A 23707-nucleotide genomic window follows, 5' to 3' on the forward strand; every position below is an offset into this window, starting at 1 on the left:
ACTGAGTTCTGTCCGGCAGATGAATTTTTGGTAATGTTCCGCTCGGCCCGGCAAGCTGCCGGAGTCCCTGCGCCGGGTGGTGCGCCGCAAAGCCGGGAATCCCGCTCGAGATCAGGGCCGCAGGAGCTTGTCCAGCGCTTCCTTTTCCTCGGCGGAAAGGGGGGCGCCGGGAATCCTCGCGGCGCGGCGCCGCCCCGCCAGGACGAGGGTGACGATGCCGGCCACGAGAAGGATGGCGGGCATGCCCCACAGCACGAGCGTCTTGGCCTCGAAGCGAGGTTTCAAAAGAACGAATTCGCCATAGCGCGAGACGACGTAGGAGATCACAGCCTCGTCCGTATCGCCGTTCTTCAGCCGCTCGCGCACGAGCAGCCGCAGATCCTTGGCGAGTTCGGCATTGGAGTCGTCGATCGACTGGTTCTGGCAGACCATGCAGCGAAGCTGGGCGGAAATCGCACGGGCACGCGCCTCTAGCCCCGGATCTGCGAGCACCTCGTCAGGATTGACGGCAAGGCTCGGAACGACCGAGGCAAGGAGAAGGAAGAGCGCGAGCAGCAGCCGCCTGATCATTCCGCAGCTCCCATCGCCAGCGCCTTTCTGGCACGCGCCGGTGCGCCCACGCGAAGGCGCCGATCACTGAGCGAGACGATGCCGCCAGCCATCATCACGAGCGCGCCGCCCCAGATGCAGAGAATCAGCGGTTTCCACCAGATGCGGACGACGATGCCGCCATCCGCCATGTCGTCGCCCAGCGAAACATAGAGCTGACTGAGGCCGAAGGTCCGGATTCCGGCTTCCGTCGTCGGCATGCGGCGCGCGGAATAGAGCCGCTTCGACGACCAGATATCGGTAACCGCGACCCCGCCTCGGCTGATGGTGAAGTGGCCGGCCTCCTCGGTATAGTTCGGCCCGCGCCCTTCACGCATGCCGTCGAAGCGCAGGCTGTAGCGCCCGACGTCGACCACCGCGCCGGGCTTCATCTCGACGACCGTTTCCGTTTCGAAAGCCGTGACCGTGACTATCCCGATAAGGGTGATTCCGAGCCCGATATGGGCGAGCGCCGTGCCGAAAGCCGAACGCGGCAGTCCCGAAAGCCGTCTCCAGGCAACGCCCGCCGCCACTTTGCCGAGACCGGAGCGCAGAACCAGATCGGTAAGCGCTCCCAGGATCAGGTACACGCCGAGGCCGAGGCCGAAGGGAGCCAGGACCGGGCCGCCGTGCAGCGCGTAATAGCAGATCGCGGCAGCGAGCAGGCCCAGGGCGGCAGCCGCAAACAGACGTTGCGCCGCACCGGCAAGGTCGCCGCGCTTCCAGGCAAGCAGCGGACCGAAGGGAACGACGGCGATGAGCGGCAGCATCAGCAGACCGAACGTCATGTTGAAGAACGGCGCGCCGACCGAAATCTTGTCGCCGGTGAGCGCTTCGAGTACCAGCGGATACAGCGTGCCGGTCAGCACCGTCGCCGTGGCCGTCGTCAGGATCAGGTTGTTCACGACGAGCGCACCCTCGCGCGAAACCGGCGCGAAAATTCCCCCGGCCTTGAGATGGGAGGCACGGAAGGCAAAGAGCGAAAACGCACCGCCGATGAAGACGACCAGAATGGCGAGAATGAAGACGCCGCGGGTCGGGTCGGTGGCGAAGGCATGGACGGATGTCAGCACGCCGGAGCGCACCAGGAACGTGCCGAGCAGCGACAGCGAAAAGGTCATGATCGCCAGCAGCACGGTCCAGATCTTCAGCGCCTCTCGCTTCTCCATGACCAGGGCCGAGTGCAGAAGTGCCGTTCCGGCAAGCCAAGGCATGAAAGAGGCGTTTTCGACCGGGTCCCAGAACCACCAGCCGCCCCAGCCCAGCTCGTAATAGGCCCAATAGGAGCCCATGGCGATGCCGGCGGTAAGAAAGGTCCAGGCGGCGAGTGTCCACGGCCGCACCCATCGCGCCCAGGCCGCGTCGATCCGCCCCTCGATGAGGGCGGCGACCGCGAAGGAGAAGCATACGGAAAAGCCGACATAGCCGAGATAAAGCAAGGGCGGGTGGATCGCGAGCCCGATATCCTGCAGCACGGGATTGAGGTCCCTGCCCTCGCCCGGTGCCGGCACGAGCCGCGCGAAGGGATTGGAGGTCAGCAGGACGAAGAGCGCGAAGGCCGTCGCGATCCAGGCCTGCACCGCAAGCACGTTCGCCTTCAACGTCTCCGGCAGGTTGCGGCCGAAGAGCGCCACCATCGCGGAAAAGAAGACGAGAATCAGCAGCCAGAGAAGCATCGAGCCTTCATGGTTTCCCCAGACCCCGGTGATCTTGTAGATCAGCGGCTTGAGGGAATGCGAGTTCTCCCAGACGTTCTTGACCGAGAAATCCGATGTCACATAGGCGAATGTCAGCACCGCGAAGGAGAATGCCACCAGCAGGAAGCAGACGAGCGCCGCGTTTGCTGCCAGGCCCATCAAGGAAGGGTCGCCGCGCCGCACTCCCAGGACCGGCAAGACCCCCTGGATGATCGCGGTCGCGAGCGCCAGGACCAGTGCATAGTGCCCGAGTTCGATGATCATCGGATGTTTTCCTCCCCGCCGAGCGTGACGCCCTGCGCTTTGAGGCGGTCGGCGACATCCTTCGGCATGTATGTCTCATCATGCTTTGCGAGGACGGTGTCCGCAACGAAAACCGGGCTGCCTCCGACGAAGGCTCCCTCGGCCACCACGCCTTGGCCCTCGCGGAAGAGGTCGGGCAGGATGCCCGTATAGGTCACCCGAACGGTCGCAAGCGTATCCGTCACCGTGAATGTGATAGTCCTTCCCTCGCCGCGCTTTACGGAGCCCGCCTCGACAAGCCCGCCGAGGCGGATGCGCGTCCCCGGCGCGACGCCGGCCTTAGCAAGATCGCCCGGAACGTAGAAATAGGCGACCGCCTGGCTGAAGGCGAACATGACGAGCAGCACCGCGGCCGTCAGAAATGCCACGCCGCCGCCGATTATCGCCAACCTTTTCTGCTTGCGTGTCATTCAGCCTCTCCGCCGGCGTCGATCCCCAGTTCCCGGGCCAAGGCCAGCAACTGCTTTCCCTGCTCGCCCGTTTCCGGGAAGGCCCTCAGCCCGTCATGCAACGCAATTTTCGCCCTGTCCCTTTGGTCGAGCACCACATAGGAACGGATCAGGCGCATCCACCCCTCCAGATTGGCCGGATCCTCTTTCAGGCGGCTTGCCAGGCTGTCGACCATGCCGCGGATCATCGCCTGCCGGTCGCCGGCATTCATTTGCTCCGCGGCGGCGATATCGCCGGGAGCCGGATTTCCGGGCGCGGCAGGGCCTGGACCAGCCGGAGCGGCGGCGAGCTCCGCGATATGCTGGTTCACCAGAGCCAGCCAGGGCGCATCGGCCGGTGAGCTCTCCGCGAGCTTGCGGAAGGCTGCGAGCGCTTCGGTGTGCTTGCCCTCCTGCTTCAGGCCGAGTGCGAGGTAGAATGCGGAGCGCGGATCGTCGGGGTCGAGCGCCAGCGCCTTTTGCAGCGCGTTCTGCGCCTCGGATGTGACCAGGCCGCCCGCCTGCGCCACAAGAGCCTCGGCGTAGCCGCCCATTCTTGCCGGGGTTGGCCCGAGCAGGCGGATCGCGCGGTCGTAGGCGGCGACGGCGTCATCCACGCGGCCGTGGCGCATGTAGATCGGCGCCAGCAGGTCCCAGCCGGCGCCGTCCTGCGGATTGAGGGCCAGGTGGTTTTCGGCCTTCGCGATCAGGATGTTGACGTCGTCGCCGGGATCGGCAAGGCGAGCCGCGAGCGGCTGTGCCGGCACACCGGGGCTGCCGGTCGTCAAATAGAGACAAAGGCCGACGGCCGGAAGACAGAGGAAAATGAAAGCCTGCGCCAGGCGGTTGGATAGAAGCCGCTTCGGCGTGCGCTCCGCCACAGCCTGATCTGCGGCACTGGCGGCCAGCATGCGGCGGGCGATCTCGGCCCTGGCCAGCTCGGCCTCCTCGCTTCCGATCAGACCGGCCTCCCGGTCCCGCGCCAACTCGCCAAGCTGATCGCGATAGACTTCGATGTCGTGACTATGGCGAGACGGCAGCGGCTCTGCCGCCCGCATGAGCGGCAGAAGAAGCACGGCTGCGACAGCCGCCGTCAGAAGGGCGACGAGGATCCAGAACAACATGCTTGGGGAATACTATGAGGGCCATGTCATTCCAACTCGAAAACCGGCAATGACGTATATTTGAGGCGTTTCGCCGCAAGAATGCCGCCGCGCAAGGAGAATCCGCTCGCCAAAGCAGCCCCCGGCGATTCAACGCCTTCCACGGTTCGCGATATTCGAGGGCGGTGCCGCTCAGGTGAGCGGCGTCCAGCTTCCATCGCTGTTGCGACAGGCGGCGCCGCGTGCCGTGGTCTGTTGGCTCTTGACGGTCACCGTATGGCTGTACTGACGGCAATTCTGCGACCCGACCTGATAGGGTGCGGCAGCGACGACCGAGCCGCTGACGCCCCGCCCTTGCCAGGCGACGGGCTGCCCGCCCGGCGCGGCTTCGAGGGCGCGATACTCGGCCTCGAGCGCCCGCTGCCGATCCGACTTGCCGAGCTCGACGCCGCCAAGACGCGAAACGACGCCACCCTGCAGGGCCTCGATATAGGTGGCTGACGATGCAACGCGGGTGGACGCTGCTCCGAGCCCGGCAACCGCCCCACCCTGACCGGACGACGTCGTGCCACAGCCGGCGAGGGCTACACCCGAAGCCACCACCGCTATCCTGCCGCGTGACGCGAAAGCTCGCGTCATTTCTGCGTAATTCCTCATGATACGCGCTACTCATTCCTCTTGCCGGTCGCCAGTCGCGCCTCGGGAATATCCATCGAAACGGCTGGCTTCGGTCGAGTTCTTTTTGCACCACCTGCGGGTGGAGGCAACCGCCTGCCGTCAGCGCCGGCATTTTCAGGACCGGGTGTGACCGCCGGATCACGATCGTCCCGCATCAGTCGTATCCGACCGGCGCTCAAACCGCCGCCGGCAGTACGAGCGTGGCCCGCAACCCTCCCACATCGCGACGGCTGAGCTCAACGCTTCCCTGATATTCACCCACGATCTCGCTTACGATCGAAAGACCGAGCCCGGTTCCGGGCTTGCTCTCGTCGAGCCGCTTGCCGCGTTTCATCGCCACCGCGATCTGATCGGGGTCGAGCCCCGGTCCGTCGTCGTCGATCTGGAGCACGATCCACTGGCGGCCCGGGTCCCTTTCGCGCGCATCTTCGGGGGCCGGCTCAACATTCAGCGAAATCCTATCATGCGCGTAACGGGCGGCGTTTTCCAGCAAGTTGCCGACCGTTTCCTCGACGTCCTGCTGTTCCATCGCCAGCACCAGTCCGGGCGGATTGATGGAGAGGCTGAATTGCTTGTCCGGGTTGAGCCGCCGCATCACCCGCATGATTCTTTCCAGTGCCGGCTGGGCTTCGGTCCGCGCCAGAATCGACCCGCGCTGGGCGGCAATCCTGGCGCGGCTGAGATAGGACTGCACCTGTGTCTGCATGGCGTCCGCCTGGGCCCTGACCAGCTCGCCGTGCGGCACCTCCAGCACTCTCGCCTCGTTGAGCAGCACGGCGATCGGCGTCTTGAGCGAGTGGGCCAGATTGCCGACCTGCATGCGCGCGCGTTCGACGATACGCCGATTGCTGTCGATCAGCGCGTTCACCTCGTTGGCAAGGGGTTGGATCTCCCGCGGGAACGCGCCATCCAGCCGTTCGCTCTCCCCCGTGCGGATCTTTTCGAGCGAGCGGCGTACCTGGTCGAGCGGCTTCAGGCCGAACAGGATCGTGAGCGCGTTAACGCCAAGGCCGCCGAGACCGAAAATGGACAGGGCGATCGTGAGGTTGCGCGTGAAGCGATCTATGTCGGCCTCGAGGACATCGCGATTGCCGGCGACGCGGAAGCGGGCGGCGTGGCCCTGAATGTCGAGAACGACCTCGGTTTCGGCCACCTCCACCGCGTTTCCGAACGGATCCGTGGTGGTGTAGAACCGCTCGTAGCGGATATCGAAGGGGACCTCGTCGACGCTGACGATCGGCAGTTTCGCCGTGCCGAGCGAAGTCGATATCAGCGGCGGCGTGTCGAATTCGCCGATCGGCTCGACGATCCAATACCAGCCCGTCTGCGGCTGGGAAAAGCGCAGGTCGCCAAGCTGCGGGCTCCCGGAGAGCGCGGCCTTCTCGTCGACAGAGATGGAGTTGATGACGTTATAGAGCTGCGCCCGCAGCAGGTCCTGAAAGCCGCGCTCGGAGCCCTGCCGATATAGGGCGGAGATGACCACCCCGATCACCACGAGGGCAACGACGGCCCAGACGGTCGAAACCGCCAGAACGCGCGCCGTGAGCGATCTAATGGCCATTGCCGGGTGCTTGCATGCGATATCCGAGGCCGCGCACCGTTTCGATCAGATCATTGCCGATCTTCTTGCGGAGCCGGCCGATGAAAACCTCGATCGTGTTGGAATCGCGATCGAAGTCCTGATCATACATGTGTTCGACCAGCTCGGTGCGGGAAACCACCTGTCCCATATGATGCATGAGGTAGGAAAGCAGACGGAACTCGTGCGATGTGAGCTTCAGCGCCACGCCTGCGACGGTCGCCTTGGAGCCCTTGGTGTCGAGACGGACGGGGCCGCAGACGATCTCGGAGCTTGCGTGCCCGGCGGCCCGCCGGATCAAAGCACGGATGCGGGCCAGCACCTCCTCTACGTGGAAAGGCTTCGCCACGTAATCGTCCGCGCCGGCATCGATGCCTGCGACCTTGTCGCTCCATCGATCGCGGGCCGTCAGGATCAGCACCGGCATGGTCTTGCCGTCTGCGCGCCACTTCTCGAGAACGGTGATGCCGTCCATCTCCGGAAGGCCTATATCGAGAATCACCGCATCATAGGGCTCCGCATCGCCCAGATAGTGGCCCTCTTCGCCGTCATAAGCCTGGTCGACGACATAACCGGCCTCCTTGAGAGCGTCGGCCAGCTGCCTGTTCAGATTGGTATCGTCCTCGACGATCAGAATGCGCATTCTCGTCCACTTCCCTTGCCTTCGGGTACCCCGAAAAAGCTTACATAGGCACTTTCACCGTGACTTTCTTGGGGCGCCCTCCGTTGCCCGGGATGAGCACCGTCACCACGCACTGCCCATCGCCGGTCGGCTGGGCAGAAAGCAGCTCGCCACCCGTCTGGGCAACCACCTGCGCGGCGGCCGCGCTGCAATCGCCAGCCACGCGGACGACAACCGCAGGCATGTTGACGGCAGGCGGAGAAAAGCCTGCGAGGCCTGCGGCGAGCGCGGCTATGGTCAATGCTGAAGACATGAACGCACTTTCGACTTGGGAAGCACTATGCCGGAATCATTAACCGATACAGGCTGAATGGCAAATGAATGTCGGCCTTGTGGATCCGCAGACTCGCGTCCGGCGGTTGTCTGATCTCTGATACGGGAAACGACCGTAGATTGCAGAAGTTGGACGAACAAGTCTTTGGGACAGCTCGGCGCGGGCATCAACGAGACTGCTGCCACCTTTCTGTGGATCGGCTGGGAAATTAATCGATTTAAATTTTTTTCAATCGTTTAAATGCTTTAAACCGCTGATTTACAAAGTCTTTATCCTGTGGAATCGTCCGCCCAGTCCAACAGTCTCGCCCAAAGGAGGTCCGGATGAAGACACTCGCGAACAAGCCACCGGTATCACCGCAATCCAGAATCCCGCAATCGCTGCTCGAGCGGTTCGAGAACGAGTGGCGCGAAATGCGCACGGTCGGCGAGGCTGCACAGAAGACCGTTCCTCCCGCAGAGTGAATTGCCCCGGCGGCCCGGAGCCGCCGGATTTTTGCCAATCGGCAATTCCGTGCTACTCTCCTTCCATGCTGTCCGAAGAAATCGAAAAGCTGGCCCTGAGCCTTCCGGGAACCCAGGAAAATGCCCATTTCGGTGCACGGGATTTCCGTGTGGGCAACCGGATTTTCATGACCCTGCCGGAAGCCGGTCGCGCCGTATTCAAGTTCACGCCGGACCAGCAGCGAATGCTTCTGGAAATGGAGCCCGGCGTCTGCGCCGCCGTTCCCGGCGGCTGGGGCGCACGCGGCTGGACATCATTCTATTTCGTCGGTGCCGACGACGAACTCGTTCGCCAGTCCATGGAAACCGCATGGCGCAATGTCGCGCCGAGAAGCCTCGTCAGCAAAAACGGCCGTCACTGACGGCGACAGTGCGCAAAGTCGCTGCAGCCCTCTGAGGCGTGCCCTAATCGGCCGGTTCCCTGCCGACCTCCAGTGGCCAGGTCACGAGATAATCTTCATAATCTTCGATGTCGATGCCGTCCTCGGCGACGGTGCGTCCGCGCACGGATATGCCGGCCGCATGCACGGTCTCCGGATCGCCGGAGACGAGCGGGTGCCACCAATAGAGATCCCTGCCTTCGGCAACCAGACGGTAGCCGCAGGTCGGCGGCAGCCAGCTGATTTCGCGCACCGCTTTCGGCGTCAACTGGATGCAGTCCGGGACGGTTGCCTGGCGATTGTCATAGTCCTTGCAGCGACAGCTTTCGCCATCCAGCAGGGTGCAGCGGATCGAAGTCCAGGCGATCTCGGAACTGTCCCAATCCTCGAGCTTGTTGAGACAACAGAGCCCGCAACCATCGCAGAGGCTCTCCCACTCCGCGCCGGTCATCTCCTCGAGACCTTTCGTCTTCCAGAAAGGCATTTCGCCCATAAAGTCACACTTTCGTAAAATCCGAGCCAACTTTGAAACTTCGCAGAAAATTGCCGGTTTTTTAAGGCGGGTTGCGCGATATGCAAGTAGATTGGATTGCCGCCCCGTGCAAATATCGTCATGAGGCAGAACCTTCGGGACATGAAAGCCGTGCAGGAACCGAGGAAAGAGGACAACCGGCCGAAAAGGCGACACATCTTTCTTCGGATCGATTCCTGGATCGATTCGACCGTATGGAGTGCAGGATTCCGGCTCGGTGAGTGGTGGGAGGACACCACCATCTTCTTCCGCCGTTTTCGCGTGCGTGGCTGGAAAAGAGCGTTCTTCGAAGTGCTCGGCGAGGGAATGACCCTTGGCGCGGCGGGCTCGGTGCTGATGTTGGCGCTCGCCCTTCCCGCTTTCGAGGAAACCAAGGGCAACTGGCGGGCGCAAAGCGATTTCGCAGTCACTTTTCTTGACCGCTACGGCAACGAGATCGGCCACCGGGGCATCATCCACGAGGATTCCGTCCCGATCGACGAGCTGCCCGATCACCTCATAAAGGCGGTCCTCGCCACGGAAGACAGGCGTTTCTTCGACCATTGGGGCATAGATTTTCTCGGGCTCGCACGCGCCATGACCGAGAACGCTCGCGCCGGCGGGGTCGTTCAAGGCGGCTCCACCCTCACGCAGCAACTGGCCAAGAACCTTTTCCTCTCGAACGAGAGGACGATCGAGCGCAAGATCAAGGAAGCCTTTCTTGCTGTCTGGCTCGAATCCAACCTGTCGAAGAAGGAAATCCTCCGCCTCTATCTCGACCGCGCCTATATGGGCGGCGGCACCTTCGGCGCGGCAGCGGCGGCGCAGTTCTATTTCGGCAAGGCGATTACCGACGTCAATCTTGCCGAGTCGGCGATGCTCGCCGGTCTCTTCAAGGCGCCGGCGCGCTATGCCCCCCATGTGAACCTGCCGGCGGCGCGTGCCCGCGCCAACGAGGTCCTGAGCAATCTCGTACAGGGTGGGCTGATGACGGAAGGACAGGTGATCGCCGCCCGCCTGACCCCAGCCTCGGTGGTCGATCGTGCTCAGGTCAAGGCACCGGATTTCTTCCTCGACTGGGCCTTCGAAGAGGTCCAGCGCATTGCCGCTCCCTTCGCGCAGCATTCGCTGATCGTGCGCACGACGATCGACATGGGGCTGCAGCAAGCAGCCGAGGAAGCGGTCGAATCGGGCCTCAGGCAATATGGCGAGAGCTACAAGGTCAAGCAGGGCGCTCTCGTCATGGTCGAGCATGGCGGCGCGGTGCGGGCGATGGTGGGCGGCCGCGACTACGGCGAAAGCCAGTTCAACCGCGCCACGCGCGCGCTGCGCCAGCCGGGGTCGTCCTTCAAGGTCTATACCTACGCTGCCGCGATGGAAAAGGGCATGACACCGGAAACCGTGGTCGTGGACGCGCCAATCACCTGGCGCGGCTGGTCGCCGCAGAACTACGGCCGCAAATATGCCGGCCGGGTAACGATGATGAACGCGCTCGCCAGATCGATCAACACTATTCCGGTCCGCCTCGCCAAGGACAAGCTCGGTACCGAAATCATTGCCGAGACCGCCAGGAGAATGGGCGTCGAGACCCCGGTTCGGACCGACAAGACCATGCCGCTCGGCACCTCCGAAGTGACCGTGCTCGATCAGGCGACGGCCTATGCGGTCTTTCCGGCGGGCGGGTTCCAGTCGCAACGCCACGGCATCAGCCAGATTCTCAACTATGACGGCGACATTCTCTACGACTTCGGGCGCGACGCGCCGCCGCCACGCAGGGTTCTGAGCGAACAGGCGGTCTCGTCGATGAACCGCATCCTGACGCAGATTCCGGTCATCGGGACGGCGCGGCGCGCAGCCCTCGACAACGGGATCGTCACCGGCGGCAAGACCGGAACGACACAGGCTTATCGCGACGCATGGTTCGTCGGCTTCACCGGCGACTACACCACGGCCGTCTGGTTCGGCAATGACGACTATACCTCCACCGATGAAATGACCGGCGGATCTCTCCCGGCGATGACCTTCAAGCGGCTGATGGACTATGCCGAACAGGGGATCGAGCACCGCGCGATTCCGGGCATCGAAATCGCACCCGCCAAACCGGCGAAGGAGCGGGTCGCCGAAACTGCGAAGCCGGACGAGAACGCCCTGCCGCCGCTCGTGCGGCCGCGGTCATTATCCGCCGACGTAACCCGGCTCTTGAAAAAGATCGGCGACACATTCGAGAAAGCGCAACCGCTCAAGGCGCGCGAAAGGCCCGGCGGCAAGGTTGCCGTGCTCGAGCCGACGGATCGCGGCGTGAACATACGGACCATGCCCGGCACGACAAACAATTGACTTTGCAGTCAGAAATCCGTTCTCTGGCGCACAGGCCGAGCGGCGCCCCTACGAGCGCCGACAGGGTAAACGACGCAACATTCGATAGAGCCGCCACTTGTTTCGAGTTCCCCTCCTTGTCGCTCTTGCCCTCATCGTCGCGTTCGGCGGCGGAATCGGGACGGCCGTATGGGCGCTGAAGGCGACCGTCGGTTTCGGCTCGATCGCGATCGGTCCCTGGATCGCTTTTCCCGAAGCGCAGACCGTCTCCGCCGATCCCTATGCCAAGGCGCACCGCGCCCGGGCAGGCGAATTGCTCTATGGCGGCGCCGAGGGACTGGCCTTTACCGCGCTCACGGACGATACCGGTGCGCGCCTCTCGGCCGCCTGCTCCTATGACATTTCGGGTATGACACCGCCGGCGCGGTTCTGGACCCTTTATGCGGCGGCGGCGGACGGGACCGCGCTGTTGCCGGGGCCGGACCTGCCCTCCGCAATCAATTCCTGGACCGTCCTGCGCGCCGAGGACAGCCGCTTCGTCATCCACGTTTCCCCGGTTGCCCAGCCCGACAACTGGCTGGCGATACCCCGGACGGGCAGCTTCGCGCTCGTGCTGACCCTTCTGGACACGCCGACGGCAGGGTCCTCCGGCTTGATCGACCTCGCAATGCCGAAGATCGCAAAAACCGGGTGCGGGCATGCGTAGCATCATCTTCGCCATTCTCGTCGGTCTCGTCGGAGCGGCGCTTCTTCATATCGTGATCGTGCTCGCCCTGCCCCAGTTCACCGGCCGCGATGCCTATACGCGCGTGCTCGGCCTGCTCGAAATGGACAGCTTCTTTCCGCTGACCGCCGAACCGGGGCCGACAGGCCTGAACAACGCCGACCCCTTCCTGCGTACGGCCGTCTGCAGCTTCTCGGTGGCGGACGCTCCGGCTCGCTTCGTCGGGCGCGGCGACGTGCCCTTCTGGTCGCTTGCGATCTTCGACAGCGGGTCGAACGAGGTCTTCAGCATGAACGACCAGACAGCCGTCCATGGCGATCTCGACCTCGTGGTCGCCACACCGATCCAGCTCGTCGAGCTGCGCAAGTCGCCGCCCGAAGCGCTGGCGCAATCGATCATGATCGAGATGAAGGACGAGGAAGGTTACGCAGTTCTTCGAGCCCTGGCACCTCTCGACAGCTTCGAGGACCTGGTCCGCACATTCCTTGCGGAGTCGAGGTGCGAGCCCTTCCAGCGGTAGAGGCGAAGGTAACGGCGATTTGGGGGAAACTGAAATCGAAGTGGTCGAAGTCGGGCGGCGAACGGGCGCACCGCCCGGGCGGGCGCTGCCGGCGCTTTGCCCGCGGGTTTACTGCTTCTTGGCCTGGCGGCCAGCCGGGGCAGTTGGCTGCGGTCCGCGGCCGTCCAGCCTCTCGTAACGGATTCCTGTGAAGAACAACACCTTGGCGCCGCCCTTCCCGACAGGACGCCGTCGAGGGCGTTTGACGATCCGGTCCTGCATTCTGATTACGTCTGCCATGCTCGTCTCCATAGTCTCACGAGACGGATGAACTACCGTACAGATTTCACCCTGCCCGTTTTCGGGCTGACGCATTTTCCGGGTGCCCGGACAGACGCGCCCTTCTCAGTCACTCCTTCTTCCGGTCACCCGGATGTCGTCCGTTTCGGCATAAGAGGCGAGGCGATAATAGCCGCCTTGTGCCGATTGAGCCACAGCCTGGTTAACCGTTTGTTAATCCAGACCATGACGCATTAACCTCGCGCAATCCTCAATCCTGGGGGATTTGCAAATCCGGCAATCCGTCCGTCAGCGCCTTGCAATCAAACCGAAAAGGAAAGCCACACCCGCAACCGTCAGCAATGTCGAAATCGGTTCTTCCCGAACGCGCTCCCGGACGCGCTGCGTCATCAGTTCCGCTTCCCCCTGCACGATCGCCTTGGCTCCGGTGCCAATGGCCGAGACGGTCTCCGTCAGCCGGGCGATCTCTGCCTTCAGTTCCTGGACCTGGGATTCCAATTCGGCCTGTGCGCCGGACGCCCGCGTTTGGGCACCCGTCTCTGCACCGACTGCCGCCAGATTCTTCTCCGCCATCTCTCCGCTCCTTGCCATTCCGGTATCACCCTTTGCGCGTTTTCAACGCGTCGAGGCCGGATTGGTTCCCATCAGGACGACGCAAGAACCAGCGGCTCAAGGAAGGGCGGCGACGATCGCCGCCCACCCTGGAGTGAAGCGGCCGAATCGCCGCGCCTACTCTTCGCAGCGGAAATCGCCGCCGTCGCATTCCGCGATCGTCCTCTGCCCGTGGTAACGGCGCTCGCGGCGCGACTGTTCCCGTTCAGCGCCCTCGATCCCCCGCCGCCAGCGGTCATCGTCACGGCCGCGCTCCGATTCCCATTCGCGCCGCTCCCTTTCCCGGTCACGCTCCCAGTCTCGGCGTTCCCGCACTTGGCGGCGATCCCATTCCGGCCGGTCGCGTTCACGCTCGCGATCCCAATCGCGGTCATGCCTCCAGCGGTCGCGATGGCGATAGAAATCCCGGCCGCGGTAGTTCCGATCCCAATAGCTGTCGAACTCGAAGACGACCGTCGGAATGCCGAGCGGACGGTAGTATTCCGGCTCCACATAGACCCGGCTGCTGCGATAGGCGGCCTGCACGTATCGGCCTGCGACCCATCCCCGCCCGCCATAGAAGGAAACGTCGCACCAGGGGCTTTCCGACAGGCAGCCGTGAATTTCCACCGATTCGCCGACCGGAATGACCGTTACAGCTGGATAATATGTACTCGGTCCCGAGCGCATATTGACATTGGCAGTGGCAAAACCTTCGGCCGCCGATGCGGCCGCGGGCATGAGCAGCAGCGCAAAGGCAGCCGCTGCCCGCAAGAATATTTTCTTCACAAATCAACTCCCACATGAGAGGCCGCAGCCCGACTCGCTTCCGGCGTTTGCCGTCAATCGGATCAAATAGGAGCGCTTGTGGACTTTTTATGGCTGAGGAAAGCGGCCTCCGCTGCCGGGGCGGCTCGTCACCAGAATGACGCAAGCCTGAATAAAGCCCCAACGTCCATAGTTAATGCTGCGCTAACGATTTCGATCTAGTTTTAGACACGTGTGTCGTTCCGAGCCATCGGAATGCCGTCATGCTTTGCGTTTTAGGATATGTCGTGACAAACCGGTTTCGTGAGTTGGAACGGCCGCAGACGGGGCGGTTGAAGGACGTCGTGCTGATGGCGACTGTCACCGGCTTCGAGAGCCTTCGGATTCCAAGCAGGTCCGACATGAAGCAGTTTGCCGAGCTGTTCGAGCCGCTCTTCCTCGGCTCCAGCAACGAGGCCCGCCGACAGGCGGCGGCGGCACTATCCCAATGCCCGCACGTGCCGGAGCCGGTGGCCCTGTTGATCGGCAGCATGCCGATTTCGATCGCCGCCGCCTTCCTTGCCCGTGCGACAGCGATTTCCGACGGCGTGCTCATTTCCATCATTCGCCAGCAAGGGCAGGGCCATGCGAACGCCATTGCCCGTCGGGAGAGCCTTTCGCCTTCGGTGATCGACGCGCTCGTCGAGCATCATCAGTCCGCTCCTCTCCCCGCACGTCTTCACGACGGCGCCAGTCGCCCGGCGGCGAGCGATCCGCAGCCGGCTGCCGCAGCCGCCGATCGCGAAGAAAAGCTGCGCGCGGAAATCAAGGCGCTGGCGCGCGTCGGATCACAGGAGAAGAACGGCACCTCGTCGATCCAACCCGTCAGCGAGCTGCATTGCGCGCTGCTCGTCCGTTTTGCGCGCAATGGCGAAGCGACCCTCTTCTCCACGGCCCTGGCAGACGCGCTCGGAGCAAGCCGCGCACTCACCGACCGGATATTGCTCGATGTTTCCGGCCAGCAACTCGCCGCGACGCTTGCAGCTCTCGCCTTCCCGGCGGACGAGGAAAGCCGCGTGCTCGAGGCGCTCTATCCCCATCTTTCCGAAAGAATCGGCGGCGGCAACCGCGCCGAAGCGCTGATCGGAAGTCTCGACCGGCAGGCGAGCGGCGAACGGGTGGCGTCCTGGGTTCGCGCCGATGCAAACGGGCCGAAGCCAGGACGGCATGAGAGCCTGCTTGCGGATAATCGAGCCGCGGACCCGCGCCGGCACGACGCGCAACCGATTGCGCGTCAAAGCAAGGCCGTCCAACCAAAGCGAGGCTTCGGCCAGTTCTAGATCCGTTGATCGTAGCCGATCAAAGCACAACGACATCCAGCAGCTCAAATTGCTACGGGCGCGGGAGGAGTTCTTTCAGCCCAAGGACTTGGTCCGGCTGGATTCCCGTGACAAGCACAGGAATGAGGAGAGCGAGCAAACTGCGGCGGGTGTCCCGAATCTCGACAGGTCTCAAACCAGATCGAACAGATCGCTGCAGTCGTCGAGTTCCAGCTCTACAATCCAGCAGTCCGGGTCGAAGCGGATTTCCGAGGAAAGCGCCCGTTCGACGGCGTCGGCCTCGGCGCCACGCAATCGCACCTCGAAGCGGCGCGACGTATCTCCTTCCCCATCGAAGAAATTCTGCGGCGCCGGCGCATAAAGCGTCTCGTAGCCCGATCGTCCGCGCTGCCGGATGAAGATCGCGCCGGCGTCCTCCGCTCCCTTGCGCAGCACAGCCGCATACCCGCCGCGTCCAAAGGCGTTCCGCAAAAGCGAGGAGACGAAAATGTGGGACTTCAGGCGCATGCACAGCTGATACACGCGCGACCGGCGAGATGCAAACGGAGCGGTCGACCGGCAGTGGTGCGCAACTGATCCTCTTGCTCTGGCCGTCAGAGCGCTCCGATTTCCTTAAGCTTCTTGAGAACCTTGGGGTTGGGCTCTCCGGTCTGAGGAAGACGATAGTGTTTTTCGAAATGGCGGATGGCGGCGCGCGTCTGATCGCCGGCAACGCCATCGACGACGACATCCGCATAGGCGAGATTGCTCAGCCCCTTCTGGATGTTCATCACCATTTCGCTCGACACGGGAACCTCCGTGCGGGAGCCGAGCGCGTTCTCCTTCTCGGCGCTGCGGATGGCAGCGGCGACCGGATCTGCCTCGGCCGGAACAGTCTTCGGGTCGGCATAGGGCCGGTTGGCGGGCGTCGCAACTGCCGGCGGGGAGCCGCCGGCGTTGCGCAGTGCCCGAAGCAGATCGTCACTCGGCGCACCCGTCTCCATACGGCCGGCTTGCTTTTCGAAGCGGAGGATCGCCGCCGAGGTCTTCGGACCGCTTCGGCCGTCCGGCGCTCCTTCGTAAAAGCCGAGCCTTGCCAGTTCCTTCTGGATGTCCGCAACCAGCGTCGAGACCGTGCTGCCGGGCGCATCCGGTGAGTCCTGCGCCGGAAGCGACGCCTGCCGTTCGTTGGGCCCGTCCGTTGCCGCATCGCCGGCTTTCGCGTTCCCCTCCCGCTCTATGACGAAGGTGGTAACATCGCGCTGCTCGACCGGCTCGCCTTTGGCAGCCGCAAGGCGTTCGGCCACTTCGGGACTGACGAGGGGCACGCGGGTACGCAGAAGCGGCGAGGGATGAGTACCGTTCTGGTACCACATGGCGTTTGCGGCGACGAAACTGAAGACGACGGCAAAGATCGCCGACCCGCCGGCGCTCACCGGATGGCGGGAAATCAGGCGACCGGTGAGCACCAGACCACGGCCGACGACGGCGAGTCCGCGCAAGGCCAGACCCGCTCCGCGCCGCGCCGCCCGCTTGCGCTCAGGCTGTTTTCGCTTGCGCGGCGCCATGTCCCCCTTCCCTGTCAATTTCTACGGTGTGGAAAGCCTCGGAGAGCGCCGGCACTCCGGTTTCGCTCTTTCCGTCTGCGTGCTGCTTCAATCGCGGCGGAAACTCCACTGTGACGGGCGCATTCGCGCACTCCCTTTCTGCCGCGCCTGCGGCATCGCTGGGAATGGTTACGACGATAACGGTACCCTCCCCCTCGGCGCTGCGGATCGCAAAATCGCCGCCATGCAGTTCGGCAAGTCCCTTGACCAGCGAGAGGCCGAGTCCGGTACCCTCGTAGCGGCGGGTATAGTCATTCTGAATCTGGACGAAAGGTTGGCCGAGCATTTGCAGCTTGTCCGCAGCGATCCCGATCCCGGTGTCGCTGACCGTCAGCTTCAGCATGTTGCCTTCAAGTGCGGCATCCACCGTGACAAGCCCGCCGCGGTCGGTAAACTTGATGGCGTTGCCGATGAGATTGATGAGGATTTGCTGGAAGGCGCGCTGGTCCGCATTGATCTCGCCGACGGAACGGGTGACGCGGCTCGTCAGCCGCACGCCTTTTTCGCGCGCCTGGTGCGACAGCATGGCCTCGCAGGCGGCGATCGCCTCGGCGACACGGAACGGTTCGAGGAGAAGCTCGTAACGGCCTGCTTCGATCTTGCTGATATCGAGCATCGTGTTGACGACCGAGAGAAGATGCGTGCCGGATTGATGGATCAGCGACACGTATTCGCGCTGGCGATCGTTTTCGAGCTTGCCGAAATATTCGCCTGCAAGCACGTCCGAAAAGCCGAGGATGGCATTGAGCGGCGTGCGCAATTCATGGCTGACGGCCGCAAGGAACCGCGTTTTGGCATCGTTGGCCGACTCGGCATGTGCTGCCTTGGCGGCCGCCTCTGCCTGCAAGCGGGCCTCTTCGGAAACATCGCGAGACTGGGCGACAATCGCAAGGAGATTTCCTTCAGCGTCTCGAATCGGCGTCATCTCGCAGTAGATATGTGCGAATTGAGCGCCATCCGCCGACGTCCGTTCGAGACGGATGTCCACGGCAGAGCGCTCGCTGTCCAGGCGCAGCGAATCAATCGCTCTCAGGAAGGCGATGCGATCCGATACATGGATCTGCTCGATGAAGCCGCGCCCATGCGGATCGCGCATCAGTTTCAGATACTCACTCGCATCGCGGCCGTGGACGGACAGGACGTGGCCCCGGGTATCGTGGACGGTCACCAAACCCGCAAAGAGATTATATGCCGCATTGAGATCGGGCAGTTCCGGTGCAGGCGCGAGTTCCACCTCGCCGGCCGCCGGGAAATCGCGGCCGCTCGCAATGGCTGCAGCCGCGGCCAGCAGGGACGCCGAGGCCCAAAGCGCCGCTCCCGCCGGCAGCGCGGCGGATACGGGCAATGCCAGGGTCAGCGCGAGCGGGACGATCGGCAGCGCGGTCAGGGATACGGCAGCGACGGCACGCAAGCGTCTGAAGTCGTGACGCGCAATTGCTGGGCCCAGGCCGCCGCGCGGCAGCCAGGGTGCGGCCGCTTCATCCACAAAGGATGTCCATCTGCCAGCCATGTCACGCAATAAACTCACGCCTTGCCCTGCCGAATTTGTCGTTCTTGCGAGGCAATTTCGGACCGTTCCGCGTCGTCGCGGACGACCGCCTCGTGATGACCCGAATCTCGCACCCCTGACTTAATGAAAGAATAAACGGCCGCTCTCCGGAGGCGTCCGGGGCGACCGAAAGTTCCCGATTTGAGGCAATCCGAGCGAGCATCGTCAGATGTGGTTAACGGTGCGTAAGCAGCGGATTTTCGTGGATTTTTCGGCTCGCGTTAACGATTTGGGCAGGCATCGCCACTATCCGGTGCCGGGAACGCGAGGCTTGAGGCCGAGACCTCAGCCACGAGCGTTAACGACGGCCGCTGAAATGCAGGGAAAAGCGTCTGCACGAATATGCTGATCCCTGAATTTCAATAAAATTTGAAGCAAATACCGTTGTTTCTGGAAAAGCGGCCTTGTGATTCCCGCGCTAGTTTCGAAGCGTAAACACCACGGCCGGAGCCGAAGGCAAAAGAGGATGGCGCAAGATGTGGTTTCTCGTAAAGGCGACGTTCTGGTTCTCGCTGGTGCTGGTGCTGCTGCCGTTTCTCGATCCGTCGAGCAGCGAGAAGCTCGAGCACGGCCCGAAGATGGAGATCGGCGGCACATTCTCTGCCGCGAACGAAGCCTTTCAATATATAAGCGCGATCTGCGTAGAGAAGCCGGACGTCTGCGAGAAGGGTGCGGAGACTTTCGTCGCCCTCGGACATCGCGCCCGCGAAGGCGCTCGCATCGCCTATGAGTTTCTCAACACCCAGTTCGCGGAAGGCGACGCCGCCGCTCCCGACGTCAAGGTCATGACCGGTACCGTCGCACCGGCAGAAAGTATCCCTTCGGCGGAAGCGACCGAGAAGGCCGAACAAGCATTCAAGCGTATGCCGGTTCCGGAACACCGCCTCGATCCCGGTCCGGCTTCCGGGAAGTAAGCCCTGCCGCGGAGAAGCAAGACTGATCGTTGGGGCGTGGCAGCGCGGGGAAACGCGATTGCCTGTTCTCTTTGCGGCCCGCCTCTCCTATATGAAGGTGAAACGATGCGCCCGCACTGCGATTGAAGCAGTTACACGCGGACTGCGCTACGCAGCGGGCGCCGAAAGCCGGACATAGCATGACTTCACTTGACCAGATCATCGACGACTTTGCATTTCTCGACGAATGGGAAGATCGCTACCGCTATGTGATCGAACTTGGCAAGAACCTGCCCGAGATGCCGGAAGCCTCGAGGACGAGCGAGAACAAGGTGCAGGGCTGTGCCAGCCAGGTCTGGCTCGTGACCCATGCGACCGGCGATACGGAAGACCCGCTTCTCACCTTCGAGGGAGAATCGGATGCGCATATCGTGCGCGGCCTCGTGGCAATCGTCCTCGCCATCTTCTCCGGCAAGCGTGCTTCGGAAATTACCAAAACCGACGCTCTCGACATCTTCGGCAAGATCGGCCTCATCGAACATCTTTCCTCGCAACGCGCGAACGGCCTGCGCTCGATGATCCGGCGTATCAAGAGCGAAGCCGAAGGACGCCTGCCTGCCTGACCGGCGAAGAGTCAGAGCACTTCCAGGACAAGTGCGTAACGGTTTTTCGTCCGGAAGCGCGTAGCTTCAACGGGTGGCAGCGTGTCAGTGTTTCAATGAAATACTTAAACGTCCTGAAAAAGCCGGCCCGAATGAACCGGCCGGCCTTTATGACACAACTCAGGCGTTGCGCGTTCCCGATGGCCCCGTGGGGCCGCCCGGATCACTTGCCGCGGCGCTTCCGACGCTGTCCCAAACCCATTTCCTTGGCGAGCCGCGAGCGTGCTTCCGCGTATGCCGGCGCGACCATCGGATAATCCGCAGGCAAATCCCACTTGTCTCGGTAGTCTTCCGGCGAAAGGTTGTGGTGCGTCATCAGATGCCGCTTCAACGACTTGAAGGTGCCGCCGCATTCGAGACATGTGATCTGGTCGTCCTGCACCGACTTTCGGACCGAAACCGCGGGCTTCGGCTTTTCCACCGGGACGACCACCGGTGCAGGAGCCGTGGTGTTGTTGAGAGCCGAATGCACGTCGGCTATCAGCGTCGGCAGCTCGGCAACCGGAACCACGTGGTTGCTTACATAGGCGGCAACGATCTCCGCCGTAAGCTCAACCAGGAGTTCATTGCTCGCACCGAGCGAAGTCTCTGTCATTTCTTTCTCCTATCGGAATCCAGCGACGAAACCTGAAACAGAGTTCCAGGGGGAGGATGTACAAAATGCCGTCAATCAGCGCTTGCCGCCTCGGAACCGACCGCGATCTCGCAATGGAGACTGCGGTTCTGCCGCAACATCAAGGCTCGAATTGCGAGAGGGAAGAACCGTCACCAAGGCGCCAAAGCGGCCGACACCTCAAAGCAACGGACAAGCATCACAACTCAGGCTGGAATTTCATCTCAAAGTATTTTCCACGACGACACTTTGCATTTACTGCATTAACACTGATCTGCCAAAAGTCCAAACATAAATTTATCGGCATGCAGCAACTTTATTCCGAGTTGCTAAAATTGTCACGCTCGGCAAAATTGTCCTCAAATACAGAGTCAGAAATGCTGCCCGTCAATGCCCGCGCGGCTCTTCCTTATGGGGAAGCTGATCTATCACCGATCGTTTTGTCATCCTGTAGCCCGCTTGATGCGCGGCTTTTGCCAATAGATGGGCCGAGATCGGTGCCGTCAGCACGAAGAAGCCAAATCCCGCAAGTGCGCGCACGAAGACGGCGGCATCGAGCGAATGCAGCCCGGCCGCAAAGAGCAGCAGACCCGAACCGACGGTACCGGCTTTCGAGGCCGCATGCATGCGGGTGTAAAGGTCGGGGAAGCGGATGAGGCCAACCGCGGCAAGCAGCGAGAAGCAGGCGCCGACAATCATGATCAGCGCAACGAGGTAGGCGATGATTTGCAGAACCATCAACGCGCTCCCTTGCGTTTGCGGCGCCCGGCCTGTCCCGCGCGCGAGCGCGTCGACGACGGCTTTGCCTGGGCCAGGTCAGTTGCGCCCGGCGTCATGCGCTCCGGCGAGAGACCGCGCGCCAGGATGAAGCGGGCGAAAGCGACCGTCGCAAGAAAGCCGACGAGCCCGAGGGCGATCGCGATATCGATGTAGAGATAGAAGCCGGTTCTCACAGCGATCACCGCGATCAGGCCGATCGCAATCGCCACCAGCATATCGAGGCCCAGCACCCGGTCCGGAAGAGTCGGCCCGCGAATGATGCGCAGCACCGTCAACAGCAGCGCGAGAGAGAGAAGCACGAGCGCCACGCCGGAGGCCGTGCTCAGGACTGCAGCGGGCGTCATCGTTCGAAGGCCTCCCGAATTCGACGTTCGAAGCCGCCGGCGATGTCTCGCCGTAGAGCCCCCGGGTCGGCGCAATCGAGCGCATGGACGTAGAGGGTCTTGCGATCTTCGGAGACATCCACCGACAGCGTACCCGGCGTCAGCGTGATCAGATTGGCGAGCAGCGTTATCTCGAAGTCACTCCTGAGCGCGAGCGGATAGGCAAAAATGCCAGGCTTCAGCGCCATGTTCGAGCGGAGAACCAGAATTGCGACCTTCGTTGCGGAAATCGCGAGCTCCTTGAAAAACAACAATGCGAGCAACAGCAGCCGCAACGGTCTCAGCGGGTAAGCCACCGGGCGCAGCTCACGCCGGATCAACCAGAGCGACAAGGCGCCGGCCGCGAAGCCCAGCAGGAGGTTAGCGGGCCTGAAGCTGGCGCTGATTGCCCCCCAGATAAGCGTAAAGACCAGGTTGGTCAGCAGGAATTTCATTGCGGACCTCCTGCGGGAAAGACTGAATTCAGGTAAGCGGACGGCTCTGCAAGACCGGCTGCGGCGCTCTGGATCGTCGCAAGCAGCGGTTCGGGATAGAGGCCGAGCGCAAGCGCCAGAAGCGTAAGTGCTGCAAGCGGACCCAGGGCCGTCGCGGACAGGGGGGCCGGGCCGGCGGCCGCCTCGGGTATTGCGCTGTCTCGCCAATAGGCCAGGAGGAAAAGGCGGCCGGTCGCAATCATGGTGAAGAAGCCGACGAGAAGGAGCGCGGCGGCAAGCCACCAGGCGCCGATATCGATGGCCGCCTTCACCAGCATGACCTTCGGCCAGAAGCCGGAAAAGGGCGGCAGCCCCGAAATGGCGAAGCACAGCATCAAGGTCAGCGCCGCAAACCCCGCATGCTTGCGGTAAAGGCCCGCAAGCGTTGCGATCGAGCTGTCTGCACCGAGGCGCATTGCGATCCCGGAGGCGAAATAAAGGCCCGTCATCACCAGCATCGAATGGAGCGCGTAGAAGATCGCGCCGCCAATGCCGCCCGGTCCGCCGATGGCTATGCCTGCAAGCATCGAACCTATGCCCGAAACGACGAGGTAGCCGAGAAGGCGCCGGAAATCCGTTTGCGCGAGCGCGCCGAGAACGCCGACCATCATCGTCAGGGCACCGACGAGCGCCAGTACGAAGCTCAATTCCTCCCTTTCGATCGGGAAGAGCATGACCGTCACCCGGATCAACGCATAGATACCGACCTTGGTGAGCAGGCCGGCAAAGAGCGCCGACACGACGACGCGAGGGGTATGGTAGGAAGCAGGCAACCAGAAGTTCAAGGGAAACGCGGCCGCCTTCATGCCGAAGGCAAGAACATAGAGTCCGACCAAAGTCATCAACGGCGCATTGACGCGCAGTTCGTCGGCCTTGCGCGCGATATCGGCCATGTTGAGCGTGCCGAACACGGCGTAGAGGAAGCCGGTAGCGACGAGGAACAGCGTCGTTGCGACCAGGTTCAGAAAGCCGTACTTCACCGTCCCGTCGATCTGCCCGCGCTCGGAGCCGAGGACCAGAAGCCCGAAGGAGGAAATCAGCAGGACCTCGAACCAGACATAGAGGTTGAAGATATCCCCTGTCAGGAAGGCTCCCGAAACGCCGGCCATCAGCAGCATCAGCAGCGGATAGAAACCATAGCGCCGGCCGCTGTCGTTGATATCGGCCAGCGAAAAGATGCCGGCCGCAAAAGCGACCAAGGCCGCCACCAGGGCAAAGAGCGCACCGGTCAGGTCGACCGTGAAGGCGATGCCGAACGGCGGCAGCCAGCGCCCCATCACCATGGTCGTCGGCCCGTTTCTTGCGACGTGATCGAGCAGCGCCACGTCGATCAAAACCAGAACGGCCAGGCTCGCAAGCGCTATTGCGGGCTGGAGGCCGGCCCAGCGACGAAGCATCACGAGGAGCGCGCCGACGGCCAGACACCAGGCGACGGGCAGAACGACGAGCCATTCAACGGCCGACGCCGGGGTCAGCATCAGGGCCGCGGAAAGGTCGACGGGAGCGGGGGTGGAAACGGCCATGT

At 62.9% G+C, this 23707-nt stretch carries 28 protein-coding genes; 8 read left to right on the forward strand and 20 right to left on the reverse strand.

All coding sequences use genetic code 11. The features are described from left to right. Nucleotides 1–111: 111 nt before the first annotated feature. From ACTJKL_RS13860 to feuN, 8 genes are all read right to left on the reverse strand, one after another. Nucleotides 112–567: a cytochrome c-type biogenesis protein gene (locus ACTJKL_RS13860; protein ID WP_100672259.1), complete on the reverse strand. Its 456-nt coding sequence runs from the start codon at nucleotides 565–567 to the stop codon at nucleotides 112–114. After that, complete coding sequence (locus ACTJKL_RS13865; RefSeq protein WP_338278632.1) at nucleotides 567–2549, reverse strand: heme lyase CcmF/NrfE family subunit; 1983 nt, start codon at nucleotides 2547–2549, stop codon at nucleotides 567–569. Before ACTJKL_RS13865 ends, ACTJKL_RS13860 begins: the two co-directional genes overlap by 1 nt. Next, the gene (ccmE, locus tag ACTJKL_RS13870) at nucleotides 2546–2998 is read right to left on the reverse strand and encodes a cytochrome c maturation protein CcmE (protein ID WP_440853115.1); all 453 of its coding nucleotides are present in this window, start codon (nucleotides 2996–2998) and stop codon (nucleotides 2546–2548) included. Before ccmE ends, ACTJKL_RS13865 begins: the two co-directional genes overlap by 4 nt. After that, on the reverse strand, nucleotides 2995–4140 hold the full coding sequence (gene ccmI, locus ACTJKL_RS13875; RefSeq protein WP_440853116.1) for a c-type cytochrome biogenesis protein CcmI: 1146 nt from the start codon (nucleotides 4138–4140) through the stop codon (nucleotides 2995–2997). The genes ccmE and ccmI overlap by 4 nt, the downstream gene beginning before the upstream one ends. A 171-nt stretch (nucleotides 4141–4311) precedes the next feature. Beyond that, complete coding sequence (locus ACTJKL_RS13880; RefSeq protein ID WP_100672020.1) at nucleotides 4312–4758, reverse strand: RT0821/Lpp0805 family surface protein; 447 nt, start codon at nucleotides 4756–4758, stop codon at nucleotides 4312–4314. Between the two features lie 214 nt (nucleotides 4759–4972). Further along, a complete protein-coding gene (feuQ, locus tag ACTJKL_RS13885; protein ID WP_440853117.1) occupies nucleotides 4973–6358 on the reverse strand; it encodes a two-component system sensor histidine kinase FeuQ in 1386 nt (461 codons plus the stop codon). Continuing rightward, nucleotides 6348–7019: a two-component system response regulator FeuP gene (gene feuP, locus ACTJKL_RS13890; protein ID WP_003527364.1), complete on the reverse strand. Its 672-nt coding sequence runs from the start codon at nucleotides 7017–7019 to the stop codon at nucleotides 6348–6350. The genes feuQ and feuP overlap by 11 nt, the downstream gene beginning before the upstream one ends. Before the next feature lie 40 nt (nucleotides 7020–7059). After that, complete coding sequence (gene feuN / locus ACTJKL_RS13895; protein ID WP_003527365.1) at nucleotides 7060–7311, reverse strand: two-component system FeuPQ modulator FeuN; 252 nt, start codon at nucleotides 7309–7311, stop codon at nucleotides 7060–7062. A 344-nt stretch (nucleotides 7312–7655) separates the two neighbouring features. On the opposite strand from feuN, the gene ACTJKL_RS13900 reads away from it, so the two are divergent. Beyond that, the gene (locus tag ACTJKL_RS13900; RefSeq protein ID WP_003527368.1) at nucleotides 7656–7796 is read left to right on the forward strand and encodes a hypothetical protein; all 141 of its coding nucleotides are present in this window, start codon (nucleotides 7656–7658) and stop codon (nucleotides 7794–7796) included. A gap of 65 nt (nucleotides 7797–7861) precedes the next feature. Further along, a complete protein-coding gene (locus ACTJKL_RS13905; RefSeq protein WP_018094552.1) occupies nucleotides 7862–8197 on the forward strand; it encodes an MmcQ/YjbR family DNA-binding protein in 336 nt (111 codons plus the stop codon). Nucleotides 8198–8240: 43 nt separating this feature from the next. Here ACTJKL_RS13905 and ACTJKL_RS13910 read toward each other — a convergent pair whose 3' ends face one another. Beyond that, entirely contained in the window at nucleotides 8241–8708 is a 468-nt protein-coding gene (locus ACTJKL_RS13910; RefSeq protein ID WP_003527370.1) for a YcgN family cysteine cluster protein, read from the reverse strand. A gap of 120 nt (nucleotides 8709–8828) precedes the next feature. On the opposite strand from ACTJKL_RS13910, the gene ACTJKL_RS13915 reads away from it, so the two are divergent. The 3 genes from ACTJKL_RS13915 to ACTJKL_RS13925 all read left to right on the forward strand — a co-directional run bounded on the left by ACTJKL_RS13915 (nucleotide 8829) and on the right by ACTJKL_RS13925 (nucleotide 12286). After that, a complete protein-coding gene (locus tag ACTJKL_RS13915) occupies nucleotides 8829–11063 on the forward strand; it encodes a transglycosylase domain-containing protein (RefSeq protein WP_440853118.1) in 2235 nt (744 codons plus the stop codon). 97 nt (nucleotides 11064–11160) lie between these two features. Next, the gene (locus ACTJKL_RS13920; RefSeq protein ID WP_100672015.1) at nucleotides 11161–11748 is read left to right on the forward strand and encodes a DUF1214 domain-containing protein; all 588 of its coding nucleotides are present in this window, start codon (nucleotides 11161–11163) and stop codon (nucleotides 11746–11748) included. Next, the gene (locus ACTJKL_RS13925; protein WP_018094549.1) at nucleotides 11741–12286 is read left to right on the forward strand and encodes a DUF1254 domain-containing protein; all 546 of its coding nucleotides are present in this window, start codon (nucleotides 11741–11743) and stop codon (nucleotides 12284–12286) included. The genes ACTJKL_RS13920 and ACTJKL_RS13925 overlap by 8 nt, the downstream gene beginning before the upstream one ends. A 108-nt stretch (nucleotides 12287–12394) precedes the next feature. Here ACTJKL_RS13925 and ACTJKL_RS13930 read toward each other — a convergent pair whose 3' ends face one another. From ACTJKL_RS13930 to ACTJKL_RS13940, 3 genes are all read right to left on the reverse strand, one after another. Beyond that, entirely contained in the window at nucleotides 12395–12565 is a 171-nt protein-coding gene (locus tag ACTJKL_RS13930; RefSeq protein WP_013844138.1) for a hypothetical protein, read from the reverse strand. A gap of 288 nt (nucleotides 12566–12853) precedes the next feature. Further along, entirely contained in the window at nucleotides 12854–13138 is a 285-nt protein-coding gene (locus ACTJKL_RS13935; RefSeq protein ID WP_440853119.1) for a hypothetical protein, read from the reverse strand. A gap of 156 nt (nucleotides 13139–13294) precedes the next feature. Then, the gene (locus tag ACTJKL_RS13940; protein ID WP_440853120.1) at nucleotides 13295–13945 is read right to left on the reverse strand and encodes an SH3 domain-containing protein; all 651 of its coding nucleotides are present in this window, start codon (nucleotides 13943–13945) and stop codon (nucleotides 13295–13297) included. A gap of 242 nt (nucleotides 13946–14187) precedes the next feature. On the opposite strand from ACTJKL_RS13940, the gene ACTJKL_RS13945 reads away from it, so the two are divergent. Continuing rightward, nucleotides 14188–15243 carry a DUF2336 domain-containing protein gene (locus ACTJKL_RS13945; protein WP_100672014.1) on the forward strand — a complete coding sequence of 352 codons (1056 nt, stop codon included), beginning with the start codon at nucleotides 14188–14190 and terminating at the stop codon, nucleotides 15241–15243. A gap of 171 nt (nucleotides 15244–15414) precedes the next feature. Here the strand turns inward: ACTJKL_RS13945 and ACTJKL_RS13950 are convergent, their stop codons facing one another. The 3 genes from ACTJKL_RS13950 to ACTJKL_RS13960 all read right to left on the reverse strand — a co-directional run bounded on the left by ACTJKL_RS13950 (nucleotide 15415) and on the right by ACTJKL_RS13960 (nucleotide 18339). Beyond that, a complete protein-coding gene (locus tag ACTJKL_RS13950; protein WP_275596577.1) occupies nucleotides 15415–15750 on the reverse strand; it encodes a DUF1491 family protein in 336 nt (111 codons plus the stop codon). An 86-nt stretch (nucleotides 15751–15836) separates the two neighbouring features. Continuing rightward, nucleotides 15837–16790 (reverse strand): peptidoglycan-binding domain-containing protein, encoded by a 954-nt coding sequence (locus tag ACTJKL_RS13955; RefSeq protein WP_379938986.1) that lies wholly within the window; start codon nucleotides 16788–16790, stop codon nucleotides 15837–15839. After that, the gene (locus ACTJKL_RS13960) at nucleotides 16762–18339 is read right to left on the reverse strand and encodes a sensor histidine kinase (protein ID WP_440853121.1); all 1578 of its coding nucleotides are present in this window, start codon (nucleotides 18337–18339) and stop codon (nucleotides 16762–16764) included. The genes ACTJKL_RS13955 and ACTJKL_RS13960 overlap by 29 nt, the downstream gene beginning before the upstream one ends. Before the next feature lie 515 nt (nucleotides 18340–18854). Between ACTJKL_RS13960 and ACTJKL_RS13965 the strand changes: the two genes are divergently transcribed. Further along, entirely contained in the window at nucleotides 18855–19292 is a 438-nt protein-coding gene (locus ACTJKL_RS13965; protein WP_275596579.1) for a DUF5330 domain-containing protein, read from the forward strand. A 179-nt stretch (nucleotides 19293–19471) separates the two neighbouring features. Then, nucleotides 19472–19894 carry a SufE family protein gene (locus tag ACTJKL_RS13970; RefSeq protein WP_324763099.1) on the forward strand — a complete coding sequence of 141 codons (423 nt, stop codon included), beginning with the start codon at nucleotides 19472–19474 and terminating at the stop codon, nucleotides 19892–19894. 202 nt (nucleotides 19895–20096) lie between these two features. On the opposite strand, the gene mucR is transcribed toward ACTJKL_RS13970, so the two are convergent. The 5 genes from mucR to ACTJKL_RS13995 all read right to left on the reverse strand — a co-directional run bounded on the left by mucR (nucleotide 20097) and on the right by ACTJKL_RS13995 (nucleotide 23705). Continuing rightward, the gene (mucR, locus tag ACTJKL_RS13975; protein ID WP_018094540.1) at nucleotides 20097–20528 is read right to left on the reverse strand and encodes an exopolysaccharide biosynthesis transcriptional regulator MucR; all 432 of its coding nucleotides are present in this window, start codon (nucleotides 20526–20528) and stop codon (nucleotides 20097–20099) included. A 405-nt stretch (nucleotides 20529–20933) separates the two neighbouring features. Further along, nucleotides 20934–21284 carry a monovalent cation/H(+) antiporter subunit G gene (gene mnhG / locus ACTJKL_RS13980; RefSeq protein WP_100672008.1) on the reverse strand — a complete coding sequence of 117 codons (351 nt, stop codon included), beginning with the start codon at nucleotides 21282–21284 and terminating at the stop codon, nucleotides 20934–20936. Continuing rightward, nucleotides 21284–21670 (reverse strand): cation:proton antiporter, encoded by a 387-nt coding sequence (locus ACTJKL_RS13985; protein WP_100672007.1) that lies wholly within the window; start codon nucleotides 21668–21670, stop codon nucleotides 21284–21286. The genes mnhG and ACTJKL_RS13985 overlap by 1 nt, the downstream gene beginning before the upstream one ends. Further along, complete coding sequence (locus tag ACTJKL_RS13990) at nucleotides 21667–22143, reverse strand: Na+/H+ antiporter subunit E (RefSeq protein ID WP_440853122.1); 477 nt, start codon at nucleotides 22141–22143, stop codon at nucleotides 21667–21669. Before ACTJKL_RS13990 ends, ACTJKL_RS13985 begins: the two co-directional genes overlap by 4 nt. Beyond that, complete coding sequence (locus ACTJKL_RS13995) at nucleotides 22140–23705, reverse strand: Na+/H+ antiporter subunit D (RefSeq protein WP_440853123.1); 1566 nt, start codon at nucleotides 23703–23705, stop codon at nucleotides 22140–22142. Before ACTJKL_RS13995 ends, ACTJKL_RS13990 begins: the two co-directional genes overlap by 4 nt. Nucleotides 23706–23707 lie beyond the last annotated feature (2 nt).

This window comes from Sinorhizobium sp. 22678, assembly GCF_052044265.1.
Classification (GTDB): Bacteria; Pseudomonadota; Alphaproteobacteria; order Rhizobiales; family Rhizobiaceae; genus Sinorhizobium; species Sinorhizobium meliloti_A.

Bases quoted from the DNA above. Each gene is read 5' to 3' on its own strand.
- ACTJKL_RS13985 (WP_100672007.1), bottom strand. From the start codon at position 21,670: ATGACGCCCGCTGCAGTCCTGAGCACGGCCTCCGGCGTGGCGCTCGTG.
- ACTJKL_RS13915 (WP_440853118.1), top strand. From the start codon at position 8,829: ATGAGGCAGAACCTTCGGGACATGAAAGCCGTGCAGGAACCGAGGAAA.
- feuP (WP_003527364.1), bottom strand. From the start codon at position 7,019: ATGCGCATTCTGATCGTCGAGGACGATACCAATCTGAACAGGCAGCTG.
- ACTJKL_RS13965 (WP_275596579.1), top strand. From the start codon at position 18,855: ATGTGGTTTCTCGTAAAGGCGACGTTCTGGTTCTCGCTGGTGCTGGTG.
- ACTJKL_RS13955 (WP_379938986.1), bottom strand. From the start codon at position 16,790: ATGGCGCCGCGCAAGCGAAAACAGCCTGAGCGCAAGCGGGCGGCGCGG.
- ACTJKL_RS13880 (WP_100672020.1), bottom strand. From the start codon at position 4,758: ATGACGCGAGCTTTCGCGTCACGCGGCAGGATAGCGGTGGTGGCTTCG.
- ccmE (WP_440853115.1), bottom strand. From the start codon at position 2,998: ATGACACGCAAGCAGAAAAGGTTGGCGATAATCGGCGGCGGCGTGGCA.
- ACTJKL_RS13900 (WP_003527368.1), top strand. From the start codon at position 7,656: ATGAAGACACTCGCGAACAAGCCACCGGTATCACCGCAATCCAGAATC.
- ACTJKL_RS13950 (WP_275596577.1), bottom strand. From the start codon at position 15,750: ATGCGCCTGAAGTCCCACATTTTCGTCTCCTCGCTTTTGCGGAACGCC.
- ACTJKL_RS13935 (WP_440853119.1), bottom strand. From the start codon at position 13,138: ATGGCGGAGAAGAATCTGGCGGCAGTCGGTGCAGAGACGGGTGCCCAA.
- feuQ (WP_440853117.1), bottom strand. From the start codon at position 6,358: ATGGCCATTAGATCGCTCACGGCGCGCGTTCTGGCGGTTTCGACCGTC.
- ACTJKL_RS13945 (WP_100672014.1), top strand. From the start codon at position 14,188: ATGCTTTGCGTTTTAGGATATGTCGTGACAAACCGGTTTCGTGAGTTG.
- mucR (WP_018094540.1), bottom strand. From the start codon at position 20,528: ATGACAGAGACTTCGCTCGGTGCGAGCAATGAACTCCTGGTTGAGCTT.
- ACTJKL_RS13930 (WP_013844138.1), bottom strand. From the start codon at position 12,565: ATGGCAGACGTAATCAGAATGCAGGACCGGATCGTCAAACGCCCTCGA.
- feuN (WP_003527365.1), bottom strand. From the start codon at position 7,311: ATGTCTTCAGCATTGACCATAGCCGCGCTCGCCGCAGGCCTCGCAGGC.
- ccmI (WP_440853116.1), bottom strand. From the start codon at position 4,140: ATGTTGTTCTGGATCCTCGTCGCCCTTCTGACGGCGGCTGTCGCAGCC.
- mnhG (WP_100672008.1), bottom strand. From the start codon at position 21,284: ATGGTTCTGCAAATCATCGCCTACCTCGTTGCGCTGATCATGATTGTC.
- ACTJKL_RS13960 (WP_440853121.1), bottom strand. From the start codon at position 18,339: ATGGCTGGCAGATGGACATCCTTTGTGGATGAAGCGGCCGCACCCTGG.
- ACTJKL_RS13865 (WP_338278632.1), bottom strand. From the start codon at position 2,549: ATGATCATCGAACTCGGGCACTATGCACTGGTCCTGGCGCTCGCGACC.
- ACTJKL_RS13970 (WP_324763099.1), top strand. From the start codon at position 19,472: ATGACTTCACTTGACCAGATCATCGACGACTTTGCATTTCTCGACGAA.
- ACTJKL_RS13925 (WP_018094549.1), top strand. From the start codon at position 11,741: ATGCGTAGCATCATCTTCGCCATTCTCGTCGGTCTCGTCGGAGCGGCG.
- ACTJKL_RS13905 (WP_018094552.1), top strand. From the start codon at position 7,862: ATGCTGTCCGAAGAAATCGAAAAGCTGGCCCTGAGCCTTCCGGGAACC.
- ACTJKL_RS13910 (WP_003527370.1), bottom strand. From the start codon at position 8,708: ATGGGCGAAATGCCTTTCTGGAAGACGAAAGGTCTCGAGGAGATGACC.
- ACTJKL_RS13995 (WP_440853123.1), bottom strand. From the start codon at position 23,705: ATGGCCGTTTCCACCCCCGCTCCCGTCGACCTTTCCGCGGCCCTGATG.
- ACTJKL_RS13990 (WP_440853122.1), bottom strand. From the start codon at position 22,143: ATGAAATTCCTGCTGACCAACCTGGTCTTTACGCTTATCTGGGGGGCA.